The sequence below is a fragment of the Luteibacter jiangsuensis genome (genome assembly GCF_030812295.1).
GTDB classification, from domain to species: domain Bacteria; phylum Pseudomonadota; class Gammaproteobacteria; order Xanthomonadales; family Rhodanobacteraceae; genus Luteibacter; species Luteibacter jiangsuensis_A.
The window spans coordinates 233,622-250,945 of the sequence record NZ_JAUSSK010000003.1; the positions used below are offsets into that span (position 1 = coordinate 233,622).

Annotated in this window: 11 protein-coding genes; 6 read left to right on the forward strand and 5 right to left on the reverse strand. The window is 65.8% G+C overall.

The features are described 5' to 3' along the window. Nucleotides 1-8: 8 nt before the first annotated feature. A complete protein-coding gene (locus tag J2T07_RS11235; protein WP_306849998.1) occupies nt 9-665 on the forward strand; it encodes a rhomboid family intramembrane serine protease in 657 nt (218 codons plus the stop codon). A gap of 2 nt (nt 666-667) precedes the next feature. Here the strand turns inward: J2T07_RS11235 and rapA are convergent, their stop codons facing one another. The 4 genes from rapA to J2T07_RS11255 all read right to left on the reverse strand — a co-directional run bounded on the left by rapA (nt 668) and on the right by J2T07_RS11255 (nt 9,012). Further along, nucleotides 668-3,499, reverse strand: a complete 2,832-nt coding sequence (gene rapA, locus J2T07_RS11240; RefSeq protein WP_306850000.1) for an RNA polymerase-associated protein RapA — start codon at nt 3,497-3,499, stop codon at nt 668-670. A gap of 83 nt (nt 3,500-3,582) precedes the next feature. Next, entirely contained in the window at nt 3,583-4,263 is a 681-nt protein-coding gene (locus tag J2T07_RS11245) for a Fe2+-dependent dioxygenase (protein ID WP_306850002.1), read from the reverse strand. A 20-nt stretch (nt 4,264-4,283) separates the two neighbouring features. Continuing rightward, nucleotides 4,284-6,602 carry a catecholate siderophore receptor Fiu gene (locus J2T07_RS11250; protein WP_306850004.1) on the reverse strand — a complete coding sequence of 773 codons (2,319 nt, stop codon included), beginning with the start codon at nt 6,600-6,602 and terminating at the stop codon, nt 4,284-4,286. A gap of 265 nt (nt 6,603-6,867) precedes the next feature. Beyond that, nucleotides 6,868-9,012, reverse strand: coding sequence for a M13 family metallopeptidase (locus J2T07_RS11255; protein ID WP_306850006.1), 2,145 nt, complete (start codon nt 9,010-9,012; stop codon nt 6,868-6,870). Nucleotides 9,013-9,249: 237 nt separating this feature from the next. Between J2T07_RS11255 and J2T07_RS11260 the strand changes: the two genes are divergently transcribed. Together J2T07_RS11260 and J2T07_RS11265 are read left to right on the forward strand one after the other, a co-directional pair. Next, a complete protein-coding gene (locus tag J2T07_RS11260; protein WP_306850009.1) occupies nt 9,250-10,956 on the forward strand; it encodes a phospholipase C in 1,707 nt (568 codons plus the stop codon). Then, nucleotides 10,949-12,568 carry a multicopper oxidase family protein gene (locus J2T07_RS11265; RefSeq protein ID WP_306850011.1) on the forward strand — a complete coding sequence of 540 codons (1,620 nt, stop codon included), beginning with the start codon at nt 10,949-10,951 and terminating at the stop codon, nt 12,566-12,568. Before J2T07_RS11260 ends, J2T07_RS11265 begins: the two co-directional genes overlap by 8 nt. 21 nt (nt 12,569-12,589) lie before the next feature. Here the strand turns inward: J2T07_RS11265 and J2T07_RS11270 are convergent, their stop codons facing one another. Continuing rightward, nucleotides 12,590-14,407, reverse strand: coding sequence for a M14 family metallopeptidase (locus J2T07_RS11270; protein ID WP_306850014.1), 1,818 nt, complete (start codon nt 14,405-14,407; stop codon nt 12,590-12,592). A gap of 195 nt (nt 14,408-14,602) precedes the next feature. Between J2T07_RS11270 and J2T07_RS11275 the strand changes: the two genes are divergently transcribed. From J2T07_RS11275 to J2T07_RS11285, 3 genes are all read left to right on the forward strand, one after another. After that, entirely contained in the window at nt 14,603-15,268 is a 666-nt protein-coding gene (locus tag J2T07_RS11275; protein ID WP_306850016.1) for a response regulator, read from the forward strand. After that, entirely contained in the window at nt 15,265-16,653 is a 1,389-nt protein-coding gene (locus J2T07_RS11280; RefSeq protein WP_306850018.1) for a sensor histidine kinase, read from the forward strand. The genes J2T07_RS11275 and J2T07_RS11280 overlap by 4 nt, the downstream gene beginning before the upstream one ends. A gap of 80 nt (nt 16,654-16,733) precedes the next feature. Beyond that, nucleotides 16,734-17,255: a Dps family protein gene (locus tag J2T07_RS11285; RefSeq protein WP_306850020.1), complete on the forward strand. Its 522-nt coding sequence runs from the start codon at nt 16,734-16,736 to the stop codon at nt 17,253-17,255. Nucleotides 17,256-17,324 lie beyond the last annotated feature (69 nt).

The following is a 17,324-nucleotide window of genomic DNA, read 5'->3' on the forward strand; positions in this document are numbered from 1 at the left end:
CCGCGCCGATGCCGAGCAACCTGCCTCCGGTGACCCGGAACCTGCTGATCGCGAACGTGCTGGTGTTCGCCCTGCAGTACCTCTTGCAAGACCAGGACACCCTGGCGCTGACGCGCTGGTTCGCCTTGTGGCCGTTCGGTCACGACATCGCCGTCGATCTCGGCGCGGGGGGCGTGGCGGGCATCGGTTTCCGTCCATGGCAGCTCATCACCTATGGCTTCATGCATGGCAATGTGATGCACATCGTGTTGAACATGTACGCCTTGTACATGTTCGGCGGCCTGATCGAGCGGGTGATGGGCACGCGGCGCTTCACGATCTATTACTTCGTATGCCTGGTTGCCGCCGCGGTGGCACAACTGGCGGTGGTGTACCTGTTCGAGCCCGACCGCATGTACCCGACGGTAGGTGCGTCCGGTGCCGTGTTCGGCTTGCTCGGCGCTTTCGCGATGCTGTTCCCGCGCGAGAAGCTGATGTTGATCCCGATCCCGATCGGCATCCCGGCCTGGCTCTTCGTCACCCTTTATGGCGTCGCCGAACTGGTCTTCGGCGTCACCGGCACGTTGTCCGGTGTCGCCCACTTCGCCCACCTGGGTGGCCTCGCCGCCGGGCTCGTGCTGCTCTGGGCGTGGGGCGTCAGGCCGCCGCCACGCCAGCGGTTCTAGGTTCAGCGCAAGGCGAGGAAATCCGGGCTGACGACGAAGCGTACCGCGTCCAGGCGCAACCTCGCTTCGGGTATGGCGGCGAGCAGGGCGTCGCGTTCGGCGGCGATGGCGTCGACCTCTTCGTCCTTGATCGACGGGTTCACGGCATGCAGTGCGACCAGGCGGGCGTGTTCCGCATCCAGTTCGTGCCGTGAGGCCTCGAGCGCCTCGGCCTTGAGCACTTCCGCACGCGCCTCCGCCAGGTCCTGCGCGCGCTCGAGCATCGGCGGGACGAGTTTGGACAGGAACTTGCGATAGCGCGGCACTTCGATGTTCCGGTCCGAGGCGCGTCGCAGCGCGACGTCGCTCGGACGGAATGGCGCGCGTTCACTCAACTTGGTGTCCACGGTGAGCATGAGCGGTGTCGCCGGCAGGAAGCGCCCGGCGTCGAGCGTGCGCTCGGCGACGATCTCCAGCACGAACACCGTTTGCAGCAACGCGGTTCGCACGGGCAGCGCATCGTCGACAAGGAAGGCGGCGTTGCCGTCCTCGCCGGAAACGAGCAGGTCGACCGCCGCCAGCACCATCGGGTGATCGAGGCGCAGCAGGGGCAATTCCTCGCGTGCCAGCGCCAGTTCTCGTGAGAAGGTCACAGAGACCGGACCCTCGGCGAAGCCTGGAAGACCGTCGGTGGAAAGGTATTGCGGATCGAGCAGCACGATGTCGGGCGCCAGTTCCTCGGCGTGTACGCCGTAGGTTTCGAACAGGCGCTGGATGAACGCGTCGCGCGCCGGGTCCTTGTCTTCGGCGGCGAAGCTCGTCGAGAGATCATCGGCGTGCGGGTCGCGGCTGGCGGCGAGTTCGAGCAGGTGGTCGCGCCCGGCGTGGATCAAGGCGGACAGTTCTTCGTGCGCACCGCGCGTCTCGGCGATCAGCGCATCCAGTTCCTGATCGCGGTCGTCGTCTTCGCGGGCGTGTTCGTCGGCGAGCGTCGCCAGCAGGTGGCCGAAACGGCGGAGCAGTTCGCGACCGTCGGCGGGGCTGCTGCGGAACGCGTCGAGGCCTTCGTCGTACCAGCGCGCGAGCACATGCTGCGCGCTCTGTTCCACCAAGGGGACGTGGATGACGATGTCGTGCTTCTGGCCGATGCGGTCGAGGCGGCCGATGCGTTGCTCGAGCAGGTCCGGATCCAGCGGCAGGTCCCACATGACCAGGCGATGAGCGAACTGGAAATTGCGCCCTTCCGAACCGATCTCCGAGCAGAGCAGCAGGCGGGCGCCATCGGGCTGGGCGAAGAAGGCGGCATTGCGGTCGCGCTGGACGATACCCAGGCCCTCGTGGAACCGGGCCACGCCGACGCCACTCCGGGTGCGCAACGCGTCCTCGATCGCCATCACCTTGGCCTGACTGCGGCAGATGAGCAGGAACTTGTCGGCCGGATGCGACTCGAGCAAGCCGATCAGTGCCGCAAGGCGCGGGTCGTCGGCGTAGTCGAATTCCAGCGCCGCGGGCGGTTGCTGGATATCCGAGCGGAATTCCGCCAGCAGGGCATCGCGACGCCCCGCGTCGAGCGTATCCGGATCGATGACCAGCAGCTCGGGCGTGCGTCGGGGGAAGCCGCCAATGCCGGCTCGCCGGTTGCGGAACATCGCACGACCGGTGCCATGGCGGTCGATCAGGGCGGCGAGAAGCTCGCCGGTTGCGTCGGCGCGGTCGAGCAGGGCAAGCAGTTCGCGGTCGCCCTTGAATCGGCCGGCGAGCAACGCGCGCTGTTCGTCGTTCAACGGGTTGCCTTCCGCGAGCGCACTGGCCGCATCGGACAAGGGACCATAACCCGCCGACTCGGCGAGGTAGGCCTCGAGGTTGGCGTAGCGCTGCGGATCGAGCAGGCGCAAACGGGCGAAATGACCGGCGCGGCCCAGCTGTTCCGGCGTGGCGGTGAGCAGGATCACTCCCGGCGTCGCCGAGGCCAGTTCTTCCACCAGGCGATAGCGCGGGCTGGCGCCTTCCGGCGTCCATTCGAGGTGGTGCGCCTCGTCGACCACGATGAGGTCCCATCCCGCTTCCACGAGTTGGGCGGCACGGCGCGGGGACGATTCCAGGAAGGCGAAATCGGAAATGACCAACTGTTCGTCTTCGAACGGATTGCGACCGTCGCTGGCCTGCTCGATGGCTTCGCAGCGTTCTTCGTCGAAGATGGAGAACGACAGGTTGAATCGGCGCAGCAGCTCCACGAACCACTGGTAGACCAGGGTTTCCGGCAACAGGACGAGCACGCGCCCGGCGCGTCCGGCGGCGAGTTGCCGGGCCAGGATCATGCCGGCCTCGATCGTCTTGCCCAGGCCTACCTCATCGGCTAGCAGGACGCGGGGCGGACGTCGCGCGGAGGCGATGCCGGCCACGCGCAACTGATGCGGAACCAGGCCGATACGGGCGGACTCCAGGCCCCATGCGGCGGAACGGCGCGCATCGGCGCGCCTGCGCAAGGCCTCCAGACGCAGGTCGAAGCGGTCGTTGGGATCGGTGCGGCCGCCGATCAGGCGGTCATCGGCCTGGGACAATGCTTGTTCGTCGTCGAGCTGGCCTTCCTCCAGTTCGCGGCCTTCGCCACGATAGACGAACAGGCCCTCGCGTTCCTCGATGCGCTCCACGAGGAAGGCGATGCCCTTGCCGGATACGCGTTGACCGGCCCGGAACTCCGCGCGGATCAGGGGAGCGCTGTCCGCCGCATAAGGACGCAGGACGCCCGACTTGGCGAAGAGCACCTGCACGCTGCGTCCTTCGACGCGGAGAATGGTGCCGAGTCCGAGCTCAGGCTCGGCGGTGGATATCCAGCGTTGACCGGGTTGGAACATGCGTTTGGGAAGCCGAGACATCGAGGGGGCGCCAATTATCCGCCCGCGAGGCTCCCGTGCCTACCGTGTCGTGAAACCGGGGCTCAGGTCTCCGCCCAGCGCCGCAACAGGTTGTGGTAAACGCCCGTCAATTGCAGGATCGCCGCCTGGTCGGCACCGCTGGCTGAAAGCGTGCGGATGGCCGTGTCCATCTCCAGCAGGAGGCGCCGTGCCCCATCGTCGCGCACCATGCTCTGCACCCAGAAGAACGAGGCGATGCGTGCGCCGCGGGTCACCGGGGTGACCCGATGCAGGCTGGAGGATGGGTAGACGATGGCATCGCCGGCCGGAAGCTTCACCTCGTGCTCGCCGTAGGTGTCGCTGACGATCAACTCACCGCCGTCGTATTCCTCCGGCTCGCTGAGGAAGAGCGTGCAGGAGATATCGCTGCGGACATGCGTGTCGCCGAGACCGGTCGACATGACGGCGCCATCGATATGGAAGCCGTATTCGCCGCCACCTTCGTAGCGGTTGAAACGCGGCGACAGCGTGCGCAGCGGCAGCGCGGCGGCATGGTAGAGCGGATGGCGATTCAGTGCGGCCACCACCCTGTCGCCCAGCTCGCGCCGTAACGGCGACGCGTCGGGCAGTTGCAGGTTGCGCTTGACCTTCGCACCTTGGGGACCGACGGTCTGCCGCCCGTCGGTCCACTCGGCGCTCCCCAGTGCCGCACGTATCCCGGCGACCTGTTCCTTGTCCAGGACGTCGGGGATGTGCATCAGCATGGTGGCTTTCCTCCGGTCGATCAGAAACGCACGTTGGCGGTCAGCATGGCCGATCGCGGCGTACCCGGAGTGTAGCGGTAGCCGCTCTTGTTGATGGCGGCGACGTATTCCTTGTCGAACAGGTTGTAGATGTTGAGCTGGATGTCCAGGTGCCGATTCACCGGGTAGCTCGCCATCGCGTCGAACACCCAATAGGCCTTGGTGTACGCCGGCGTGCCGATCGCGCCATCGGTGCCGCGCTGCAATTCGCCGGAATAACGCGCGCCGCCGCCGATGGTGAGGTCGAAGGGCAGGTGGTACGTGGTCCAGGCGGTGAATGCCTTCTTCGGCGTATATGCCAGGTCGTCGGAACCGTTGGCCGTGACGCCCGTACCCTTTTCCACCGTGGCATCCATCGTGGTGAAGCCGGCGCTGACCGCCCAGTTTTCGCTGAGCTTGCCCAGGGCCGAGATTTCGATGCCCTGTACGCGCTTCTTGCCGACCTGGTAGTAGAGGAGGTCGGTCGGGTCCTGGGTCAACTCGTTGGTGACCGTCGTGCGGTACAGCGCGGCGGTAAGGAGCAGCTTCTCGCCGAGCAGGTCCCATTTCGTGCCGATCTCGGCGGTACGTGCCTTCTGCGGATCGAAGTTCGGGTTGTCCGCGCTATTGGCGGAGGACGACAGGGTGAGCGTGTTGCCGCCCGGCGGCTCCTGCGACTGCGCGAAGTTGACGTAGATGCTGCCGTTCGCCGCCGGCTTGTACAGCACGCCGATCTTGTAGTTGACCAGGTTGTCGCTGATGCTCGTATCGACGCCGGGAACGATGCTTCCGGCGGGAAGGCGTCCGCACGCGGGGCCGTTGCGGGCGCCGCAGACCACGAGGCTATTGAAGTCGGTCTTGTAATGGTCGAGGCGGATGCCGGCATTCACCTGCCAATGCTCGCCGAACTTCAGCGTGTCGAAGAAATAGGCCGCGGCGGTGTTGGTCTTGCCTTCGCTCCTGGCGCCCGTCTCGCCATAACGCAGGCCGCCGACGTCGGAGTACGGACGATAAAGATTGGCGGCCGGCCAGGTGCTGCCACCGAGGGCGCCCAGGCCGATCGTACGCGCCTGCTCCTGCGTCAACTCGATGCCGGTGCTGATGTTCTGCGTGACCGCCCCGGACTCGATCGTCGCCGTGAGGTTGGTCTGGTTGGTGGCGATGCGGTTGGACTGGTGCTTGAACGTCGGCGTGCTGCGCGCGATGGTCCACGTCGAGGGATCGGCGGGATCGGGCGTGCGCAGGTTCGCGGCGGAGCCCATGAAGGACGTGAGCAGGTAATCCTGCGTGGTGCGGCCCCAGCGCGCGGTGTTGTGCAGCGCCAGGTTCTCGTTGAAGTCGTGCTCGACGATGACCGTGAACATGTCCTGGGTGACATGGTCGTGGTCCTGGCTGGTGCCGTAGAAGTTGTCGGGATCGACCTTGCCGGCGTCGTTGAGGAAGGAGCGGGCATCGGGGCTGCTATAGCCGGGAAGGCCGATGGTGGGCACGCCGCCATCGGGCACGTTGTTCTGCTTGATGTGCAGGTAATTCAGGTACACCCGGGTCGGCGTGCCCAGGCCGAAGGCCAGCGAGGGCGCGACGCCCCAGCGGTTGGTCTCGACCTGGTCGCGGCCGTAGACGCCGCTGTCCTGGCCCATCACGTTGAGGCGGAACGCGGCGTCGTTGCCCATCGACTGGTTCCAGTCGGCGGTGGCGCGGCGGCGCTGACCGCTGCCGACCTGCACCGACCCGGAAACACCGTTGCCCAGCAGCGGCTGCTTGGTCACCAGGTTCACGGCGCCGGTGGGCGCGGTGCGGCCGTATTCGGTGCCGTCCGGACCCTTGGTCACTTCCACCTGCTCGATGTTGAACACGTCGCGTGAGACGGTGCCGATATCGCGCACGCCGTCGACGAAGATGCTGCCGGATGTATCGAAGCCGCGCATGTAGATCGAATCGCCGGTGTTGGTCGAGCCGTTCTCGCCGACGAAGAAGGTGCCCACGCCCGGACTGTTGCGCAGCGCTTCGGTAAGCGTGGTGGCGCCTTGCTGCTGGATGAGTTCCTTGCCGATGACCTGGATGGTCTGCGTGGTGTCGAGCAGGGATTGGGTGAATTTCGGCGAGGAGACCTTGTCGACGCGGTAGTCGCTTCCGCGGTCGGCATCCACCTGCATGCCGGGCAGGGCCTGCGCATCGTTGACCTTGGCCTGTTGGGGCGGCGCCGCGATATCGGCAGGTACGTCGCTTGCGGCGGCGCCGTGGGCGAGGCTGAGCAGGACGGCGGCACCGACGGTACGCACCGCGGGAGCGGCGTGCTTTCGGCTCTTGATGAAGGCCATGGAGATTCCCTTGCGTGTCTGAAGACGAATGAGGAACGGCCTTCGTTCGCGCACGCGCCAACGTCGCGCGGCCTTTCTTTCAGGACGCACCGGGCTGGGTTCTTGTCGTTCCCTGGAACGAGACGCACGCGGGTACGGGACCCGTCTGGATGCATATCGTAAGTTTAATGAGAACGATTTGCAATTGTATTGATGACTCCCGCCAAAGAAAAGGCGCCGCACTTTCGTGCGGCGCCTCTGGACCATCAGCGATGGTGTGTCGCTGTTACCAGATCTTCACTTGCTTGTCGGCCGCACGGACCATCTTCGCGTCGGGCTTGCACTGGAACGCCGAGGCGAAGGCTTCCATGTTCGACGGTGCGCCGATGGCGCGCAGCGAAGCGGGAGCATGCGGGTCGACGTTCAGGTAGAGCATCGCCTGCTTCTCGCGGACGTTGCTGCGCCACACACGCGCCCAGTTGAGGAAGAAGCGCTGGTCCTGCGTGTAGCCGTCGATCTTCTCCTGGGCTTCCTGCGGATTCTTCTTCAGGGCTTCCTGGAGCGCGTCGTACGCCACGTTCAGGCCACCCAGGTCGGCGATGTTCTCGCCCAGGGTGAGCTTGCCGTTGACGTGCAGGTCCGGGTGGTCCTTGATCGGTGCGTACTCGTTGAACTGGGCCACCAGCTTGCCGGTCCGCTCGTCGAACTTCGCACGGTCTTCCTTGGTCCACCAGTTCTTGTTGTTGCCTTCACCGTCGAACTGGCTGCCCTCGTCGTCGAAGCCGTGGCTGGCCTCGTGGCCGATCACCGCGCCGATGCCGCCGTAGTTGATCGCGTCGTCGCCATGGGCGTCGAAGAACGGCGGCTGCAGGATGGCGGCCGGGAAGTTGATCGTGTTGTCGGTCGGGTTGTAGTACGCGTTGACCGTCTGCGGGGTCATGCCCCACTCGAGGCGGTCGGTCGGCTGGCCGATCTTGGCGATATCGTAGTGGTAGTTGAACTTGCTCGCGGCCTCCACGTTGCCGTAGTAGTTCTCACCGTTGACGTCGAGGCCCGACCAGTCGCGCCACTTGTCCGGATAGCCGATCTTGGGCAGGAAGGTGTTCCACTTCTGGATCGCCTTCTGCTTGGTCTCGTCGCTCATCCAGTCGAGCTTCTCGATGCGTGCCTTGAGCGCGTTGCGCACGTTGTCGACCAGCTCGTTCGCACGCTGCTTGGCTTCCGGCTGGAACACCTTGGCCACGTAGAGCTGGCCCAGTGCCTCGCCCATCGACGAGTTGACCGTGCCCAGCACGCGCTTCCAGCGCGGCTTCTGCTGCGGCTGGCCGGAGAGGGTCTTGCCGTAGAAATCGAACTTGTTGTCCTGGAACGCCTTGGACAGGTACGGCGATGCGCTGTCGATGGCGTGGAAGCGCAGGTAGGCCTGCCAGGTCGACACCGGCGTGGTGGCCAGCATCTTGTCGAACTCCTTGAAGAACTTCGGCTGCGACAGCGAGAAGCCCTTGTCGACATGGACACCCTGGGCGGCGAAGAACTTCTGCCAGTCGAAGTGCGGCGTGGCCTTGTCGGCTTCGGCGACCGTGACGAAGTGGTACTGGTTCTCCGGGGCGCGCAGTTCCACCGGCGCGAGCGACGCGGCGGCGAGCTGGGTCTCGAACTTCATGACCTCGTCGGCTTGCTTCTTCGCCTGGTCTTCCGGCACGCCGGCGAGGGTCAGGGTCTTGGCGATGTACGCGACGTAGGCCTTGCGGTTCTCTGCCTGCTTCGGGTCGGTGTAGTAGTCCTTGGTGGGCAGGCCGAGACCATCCTGCTGGGCATAGCCGATCTGGATCTTCGCGTTCTGGAAGTCGGCGCCCGAGCCGAAGCCGAACACGTAGCCATTGCCGTCGTTGAAGCTGGTGTCGAGGAAATCGACGATGTCCTGCGAGGTCTTGAGGGCGTCGATCTTGGCCAGTTCAGGCTTCAGCGGTTCGACGCCGGCTTTCTCGATGGCGTCTTCATTCATGCCCGAGCGGTAGAGCAGGCCGATCTTCTGTTCGATCGATCCGGCCTTGGCGCTGGTCGCACCCTTGTCCATGGCATCGACGATGTCGTGCTGCGTGTTGAGGCTGTTCTCGGCCAGCTGGTCGAAGGCGCCCCAGCGGGTGCGGTCTTCGGGAATCGGATTGGCCGCGACCCACTTGGCGTTGACGAAGCCGTTGAAGTCGCTGCACGCGTCGATGCCGGTGTCCAGGTCGGCGATATTGAACGTCGGACCGGCAGGCTTGGCCGCCGCGGCCGTGCCGGAGGCGGCAGGGGCCGCGCTGCTGGGCGAGGCGGGCTGGTTGCCACCGGGCACCGCCGTGTCGGCATCGTTGTGCTTGCTGCACGCCGTGCCGGCGAGCGCGACGGCCAGCGCCAACGCCAGTGGCTTCAGATACTGCTTGGTCATGGATTTCCCTCTTTCATGGTGTCGATGACGGTGCCCCCGGCGCCGTTGCTCCCCAGCATATCCGCTGCGACCCCCATGCAGGGCCGACTGTGACGAAAGTCATGGTTCCTCGTATTTCGCAATAACTCGCGGCGAATGTCCCCGGATTGTCATACCGGCTTCCTACGCTGCGGCGACCGCATGGCAGGGGATGCGGCCCACGGCAATCGGTCGATCCACCTCCGAGGAGCATCTGTCATGCGCAAGTTACTGGCCGCGGGCATAGCCTGCGTGCTCACCCTTTCCGCTGCGTCGATCGTCGCGGCACGGCAGGCCGTCAACGCGCCCGCCGAGGCCGCGTCCAGCGCCCTTGGCTTCGGTCATGGCGGTCACGGCAACAAGGATCCGCGTACCGCCACGCCGATCAAGCACCTGGTGGTGATCTTCCAGGAGAACGTCTCCTTCGATCACTACTTCGGTACCTATCCCTTCGCAGCCAATCCCAGCGGCGAACCGGCCTTCTACGCGCGGCCCTTCACGCCGCCGGTGAACGGCCTCACGCATGCCCTGCTTACCGCCAACCCAAATGCCGGAAACACCGGCAACGGCGACGCCGCGATCAACCCATTCCGCCTCGCCCGCACGCAAGCCGCCACCGCCGACCAGGATCACGGCTACACCTCCGAACAACGCGCCTTCGACGGCGGCAAGATGGACCTCTTCCCGCTGTACACGGGTCGCGGCGAAGCCCTGCCGGGCGGCGATGCCACGCAGGAAGGCAAGGGCCAGGTGATGGGCTACTACGACGGCAACACCGTGACCGCGCTGTGGAACTACGCGCAGAACTTCGCCATGAGCGACAACAGCTATGGCACGGGCTTCGGTCCGTCCACGCCGGGAGCGCTCAACCTGATCGCCGGCCAGACCGCCGGCGTCGTCGCCACGCTCAACGGCACCGGTGCCGAGACCGACGACGGCAACGGCGGACTCACGATGATCGGTGACCCTGATCCGCTCGGCGACGTCTGCTCCTCGCCGACGGCCAACCAGGCGACCATGGGCGGCCGTAACATCGGCGACCTGCTCAACGAGCGCAACATCACCTGGGGCTGGTTCCAGGGCGGTTTCGACCTCACCCGCACCAATCCCGACGGCAGCACCGGCTGCACGCGCCGCACGTTGTCGATGGTGACCAAGTCCAGCTCCAACGATTACAGCCCGCACCATGCGCCGTTCCAGTACTACCCCTCGACGGCCAACCTGACGCACGAGCGTCCTTCCTCCATCGCGGCCATCGGCAAGACCGACCAGGCCAACCACCAGTACGACATCGAGGACTTCTACGACGCCCTCGACGCGGGCAACCTGCCGGCGGTGAGCTTCCTCAAGGCGCCCGCCTACCAGGATGGTCACGCGGGTTACTCCAATCCGATCGACGAGCAGGCCTTCCTCGTCCACGTGATGAATGCCCTTCAGCAAAGCGGCGACTGGCGCGATACGGCGGTCGTCATTGCGTACGACGATTCGGACGGCTGGTACGACCACCAGCCGCCGCCGCGCATGAACGGCTCGAAGGGCAGCACCGACGCGCTCGATGGCGCGGGCGTGTGCAATGGCCGCGGCACCTTGCCCGGTCTCGATGGCAAGACGCCGGCGCAGGGCCGTTGCGGCTTCGGCCCGCGCCTGCCGCTGGTCGTGGTCTCCCCATGGGCACGCGAGAACATGGTCGACCATTCGGTGACCGACCAGAGCTCGATCACCCGTTTCATCGAGGACAACTGGCTCGATAGCCAGCGCATCGGTGGCGGCTCGACCGACGCGCAGGCCGGCCGTCTCGACAGCATGTTCGACTTCTTCCTGCCGCACCTGTTCGAACGCAAGCTGATCCTCGACGAATCGACCGGTCAGCCGAAGCATCCGGGTGGCTGGCCTTTCTGGCCGTTCGGGAACGGTGGGCATGGTTGATCGCCGTCGTTTCCTGACGACGGCGGGATGGATGGCCGCGGCGGGGTGGATCCCGTCGCGGCTGTTCGCGCACGACATGCACGCGATGCAGGCCGCGGCGGGGCAGGTGGGCAACAGCCTGTGCATGCACGCCATGGGCGATGCCACCCGCATGCCGGGCCTGGTCGATCCCTCCCGGCTCGCACCCTTTGTCGACGTATTGCCGATCCCTCCCGTGTTGCGTCCGACCCCCGGCAAGCCGCTGCGGGTGCGCATGGCCGAGACCACGCAGGCGCTGCATCGCGACCTGCCGCCGACGACGTTGTGGACCTATGGAGGGCACTATCCCGGGCCCACCATCGAAGCACGCGGTGGGCAGGCTTTCGACGTGGTGTGGGAGAACGCGCTACCCGCGCGTCACTTCCTCCCGGTGGATCATGCCATCTGCGGCGCGGAGGCGGACAAGCCCGAAGTACGCGCCATCGTGCATCTTCATGGCGCGAAGGTACCGCGCAAGGACGATGGCTATCCGGAAGACTGGTACGTGCCCGGGAAGTCGCGCCGGCACCATTACCCCAACGCGCAGGACGCGGCCACGCTCTGGTATCACGACCATGCGATGGGCATCAACCGGCTCAACATGTATGCCGGATTGATGGGCTTGTACCTGTTGCGCGACGAGCACGAGCTCTCGCTGGGATTGCCATCGGGTGAACAGGAGTTGCCGCTGGTGATCGCGGATCGCCTGCTGCGCACCGACGGCCGTCTCTACTACCCCGATTCCGGCGATGCGAAGGCCCCGTGGGTGCCTGAAGTATTCGGCAACCTTACGCTGGTCAACGGCGCCATCCTGCCTCGCGCGGATGTGCAACCGCGCCGTTATCGCCTGCGCGTGCTGAATGCGGCGAACGGGCGCTTCTATCACCTCCGCTTCCGCGATGGACGTCCGTTCCAGGTCATCGGTTCCGACCAGGGCCTGCTCGCCGCGCCGGCGACCATGACATCGGTCTTCATGGCACCCGGGGAGCGCCTGGATGTGGTCGTGGATTTCTCGGCGCTGCGCGGTGGCGCGGTGGAACTGATGAACGATGCCCTGCCGCTGATGCGCTTCACCGTGGGACAAGGGCAGGTGCGTGACGACAGCCGCGTTCCCGACGTACTCCGCGATTTGCCACGCGTGACCGGAGCGTCCGCGTCGAAATCCCGCGAACTCACGCTGGACGAATACAGCGATTGCGTGGCCACCCCGATGCTGATGTTGCTCAACGGCAAGCGGTGGCACGACCCGGTGACGGAGTCGGTGAAGCTGGGTGCGACGGAGTCGTGGAACCTGGTGAACCTCACCGAGGACACCCATCCGATCCACCTGCACATGGTGCGCTTCCAGATCCTCGATCGCCGGCCCTTCGACGTGGACGAATATGTGGCGAAGAAGACCATACGCTACGTGGGCCCGGCGCAGGAGCCACCCCTGCACGAGCGCGGGTGGAAGGACGTGGCGCAGGTCTATCCGGGCATGATCACCCGCATCGTCGCTACCTTCGATGGATACGCCGGCCGTTACGCGTGGCATTGCCATCTCGCCGAGCACGAGGCCAACGAGATGATGCGGCCCTTCGAGGTGGTCGCCTGACCGAGGCTGTTCGCGGAGGTGCTAGGTTCCCGCCTTCGCCGGAGCGGTGGCATCCAGCGTCTTCAACGTCGTGTCATCGAGGCGCAGCACGGGATACGCCCCAACCTTCTGCGCGGTGTACCAGGGGCTGCGCTCGAAGAAGAAGGCGAGGCGCGCGCGCGGGCTCGCCGCGAAGGCCGGGTCGCTCTCGAGCCTGGCTTCGAAGGCCGTCTTCAGTGACGGGTCTTCCGCGATCATCTTTCGCGCCAGCGCTTCCACGACACGTGGCTCGCCGTATTCCTTCGGTTCGAAGATCGCATTGAGGTAACCCCAGCGCAGCATGGAATCGGGTGCGCGGGCGTCGAGCAGGTTGAGCGAGAGCACCGCGTCGGCATTGTCGGAGCGGACGATGACGGTGCCTGCGGGCAGTTCGATCTCTTCCTTCACGGTGGAGATAGCGGCATCGCGGAGCATGTGATGGCCCTCGAACGGCTTGTCCGCCCACGTCGGCTGCGAGAGTTGGTCGGCGTCGACGCTCACGCGGATGGCCGTTGCGGTGCGGGTGTAGGGGATGCCATGGGCGTCCAGGCGTTCGATCACGTTGGTCCACTGGGCGGGAATCGCCCATGCGGCGGGTAGCGGCGCGGCCACGTCGGGCAGGAGGTCGTTCCAGCTCTGGATGGCGTAGTTCTTCGTCGTCGCCGGGTCGTATCGCACCCAGAGATCGCCGGAGATATCGCTCCTGGTCTGCGTGAAGGCATAGCCCTTCAGCGTGAACGGCTTCGGGGTCGGATCTTCCTTGAAGGTCACCGGCAGCGTCGCGCCGGGTTTCGCCGAAAGCGATGCCGCCCAGCTGTCGGCTTCCCTCGAAGCCTTGAGTAAGGCGGCGGGATCCTTGTTTACCTGATCGAGCACGCTGCGCACGACATCGTAAACGGCGCGGACACGCACCTCGTAGGACTTCAACATGTGCGTCTCGATCAACAACCCGGCGCGATTGCGGATCGCGGCATAGCCGGTGGAGAAGCGCGGACCGGAGCCGAAATTCCCGATGCCCTTGGTGATGTCGCGGCCATCGCGGAATTCGAGGTATGGCGCGGCGAGGTGGCCGAGCCGTTCGTAGGCGGGGATGGCGCCTTCTTGGTAGGCGGCCTTCTGCCACGCGGCGACCGACGGCGGGAGCTTGTGCGGGTCCTCGGCGTACCAGGTGAGGTCGTACTGGTAGTCGGCACCGTCGGTGGTGTGGATATCGATCAGCAGGTCGGGCCGCCAGGTATTCCACAAGGCAAGCCAGGCGCGCGTTTCGGGGGCGTCGGCCTTGACGTAGTCGCGGTTGAGGTTGAGGTATTGCGACTGGCCGCGGAAGCCCATCTCGGCGGGGCCGTTCTGGTTGATGCGGAAGTAAGGCCCGGAATTCTCGTGGCCGTCCACGCTGTACACGGGGATGTAGACCAGCACCGAGTGGTCGAGCAGGTGAGGCAGGCGGTTCATCCTGGCGAAGTCGCGCAGCAGCATCAGGCCGGCGTCCTTGCCCTCGATCTCACCGGGGTGGATGCCCGCCTGGAGCAGCACGATGGGCTTGCCCGCCGCGCGCGCCCGCTCCGGCGTGAGGTCGCCATCCCTGGCCGCGATCACCACCGTCATCGGCCGGCCTTCAGGCGTCGTGCCGAAGGTCTCGATCCGGATGGTGTCCGGGGCGGCCCGGGCTAGCCGGCGCAGGAAGGCCTGGGTCTCCGCGTAGGACGGCGTGGTGCGGAACGCTGAGGCTTCGGCGGGCGTGGTCCAGGTGTCTTTCGCGTGGATCGTCATCGGGGTCACCGCGATCAGGGCGAGGAGGAGGCGTGCGGGCATCGCGAGCATGGAACCGTCCGGCGGGGGAATTCCCCATTGTGTGGTCTTTTCGCTTCCTCACGGAAGGTCTGCCCTGGGGGCGGCTCCCACCACGGGTCTCGGCTCCCGCCAAGGGTCTTGTCGACGTTTCCAGCGGCGATGCCTAAGGAGCCGCTAAGCTCGGCGAAAGGATAATCGGCACCTATCGGACACTGGGGCTTCGCCTTGCACATCATCCTTGTCGAAGACGACGTCCAGCTTGGCGAAGCGATCCGCCGGGCCCTGGAGCGGCTGGCTTACTCGGTCAGCTGGTTCCGTGACGGCAACGAGGCGCTGCGGGCCTTGCAGGACCATGACGCCGACCTGGTCCTGCTCGACCTGGGCCTGCCCGGCAAGGACGGCATGGACGTGCTGACCGAGGCGCGCCGCCTGCGGGTGAAGACGCCGGTCATCGTGATGTCCGCCCGGGACGCGCTGGATTCTCGCATCCGCGTGCTCGACGCCGGGGCCGACGACTACCTGATCAAGCCGTTCCACCTGGACGAGCTGGCCGCGCGCATCCGCTCGTTGGCGCGCCGCGTGCGTGGCGAGGCGGTTAACCGCCTCGAGGCCGGCGCGCTCAGTCTCGACCTGGGCACCTTCGACGTGACCTGGCATGGCGAGCGCGTGGATCTCACCCGGCGTGAGTTCGCCCTGCTGCAAGCCTTGATGGAGCGAGCTGGGCGGATCGTCCGCCGCGAATCGCTGGAGAACTCGCTCTACGGACCGGACAACGTGATGAGCACCAGCGCACTCGAAGTGCTGGTGCATTCGTTGCGCCGCAAATTGAGCCATGGCGCGATCCAGACGGTGCGCGGTTTCGGCTACATGGTGCCGCGGGAGCCGCAATGACCCTGGCCAGCCTGCGTTCGCGCCTGCTGGTGTTGATCGTGCTCGTGCTGGCGGCGGTCTTGTTGCCGTTGGGTATCCTCAGCGCGAAGCGCACGCTCGAAGAAGTGAACGAATTGTCGGACGGCCGGCTTGCCCAGGCCGCGCGCACGCTGGAAGTCCTGGTCGGCCGCATCGGCGTCGAGCAGTTGCGTGAATACCGTTCGGCCCGCCTGCTCGTGCCCAGCGTGTCCAACCACCCGCAGGAACTGACCGTGCAGGGGCGCACCTTCGAGTCGGAGGTGGGTTTCCAGGTGTTCGACCGGGACGGCACATTGCTGCTCGCCACGGAAAACCTGGCGGTCGTGCCGAACACCCATGCATCCGATGGCGCATTCGAGGACGTGCACAAGGGCAAATACAAATGGCGCATGTTCACCCTGATCATGGAACAGGACGGGGTGATCATCCGGGCGGGTGAGCGCTACGACAGCCGGAATGAGATAACGCGTGCGCTGTGGCTCGAACATGGCCTGCCGACCCTTCTCGGCCTGCCCTTGCTGGCACTCCTGGTCGGCTGGGCGATCCGCCGCGGCCTGGGGCCGCTGGAGTCACTGGCCGGAGCGCTGACCCGTCGCGAGCCGGGCAGCCGCGAACCGATCCACCTGCCGGACGCGCCCCTCGAACTGAGGCCCGTGCTGACGGCGTTGAACGATCAGATCGAACGGCTGGAAGGGGCGTTGGAGCGCGAACGGCAGTTCAGCGCGGACGTGGCCCATGAGCTGCGCACCCCCTTGGCCTCGACCATGATCAACCTCGAAGACGCGATGGCCTCGGCGCAACCGGACGAGGCACAGGCTGCGCTGGAAGCGGCTCGCGAATGCCTGGTCTCCCTGGCACGGCGCACCGAGCAATTGCTGGCGCTGGCCCGGCTCGAAGCCGGTGCGGCCTCGGGGCCGCGAAGCCGCGTGGATCTCAGGGAAATCGCGCTGGAAGTGGTCGAGGAAATGTCGCCCGTGATCGGCACCGGTGGCGTGGAGTTGAGCATCGAGTTGCCCGTTCACCTCTTCGTGAACGGATATGGCGTCGCCCTCGGCGCGATGATCCGTAACCTGCTGGAAAACGCCTTTCGCCACGTACCACACGGAGGCCATGTCGAATTGTCGATTCGGCATGTCGAACGAAGTGCCGTCATCGAGGTGGCCGACGATGGTCCCGGCATTCCGGCGGAACGCCGCGCCGCCATGTTCACCCGGTTCCAGCGCGGCGTGGACACGCAGGGAGAGGGCTATGGCCTGGGATTGTCGATCGTGAAACGGGCCGTCGAGCTGCACGGGGCGGTTATCGAACTCCTGGACCGTGAAGGCGGGTCGGGGCTAAGGGCGGTGGTGACCCTGCCTCTGGCCTGAATCGCGAGCGCGTTTCATTCAAGCGCGACGGACGCGATCGGAGCATCCTTGGAGGGCCCAATCACGCGGAGTCAGTCACGATGAAAAACCCCGAAGCGACCAAAAAGCTGCGCAAAGCCGCCTTGAACACGCGTACCGGCCTGGGTGCCGACGCGACGCGCGACATCTCGGGCGCGTTGAATGCGTTGCTCGCCGACACGTTCGCGTTGTACCTGAAGACGAAGAACTTCCACTGGCACATGTCCGGTCCGCGCTTCCGCGACCTCCACCTGCTGCTCGACGAGCAAGCGTCGCAGATCTTCGCCACTACCGACGACATCGCCGAGCGCGTGCGCAAGATCGGCGGAACCACGATCCGTTCGATCGGGCACATCGCGCGCCTGCAACGCATTTCCGACAATGACGCCGACTTCGTCACGCCGCAGGACATGCTCGCGGAGCTGCGCGACGACAATCTCCGCATGGCCGCCTCCCTGCGAGAGACGCATGGCGTGTGCGACGAGTACTCCGACGTCGCGACGGCGAGCCTGATCGAGAACTGGATCGACGAGACCGAGCGTCGCGTGTGGTTCCTGTTCGAGACGGCACGCGAAACCGACTGACGAAGAAAGGGCCGTTGTGGGAGCCGATTTTGTGGGAGCCGACTCTGTCGGCGATCCCGCGGTAGCGGG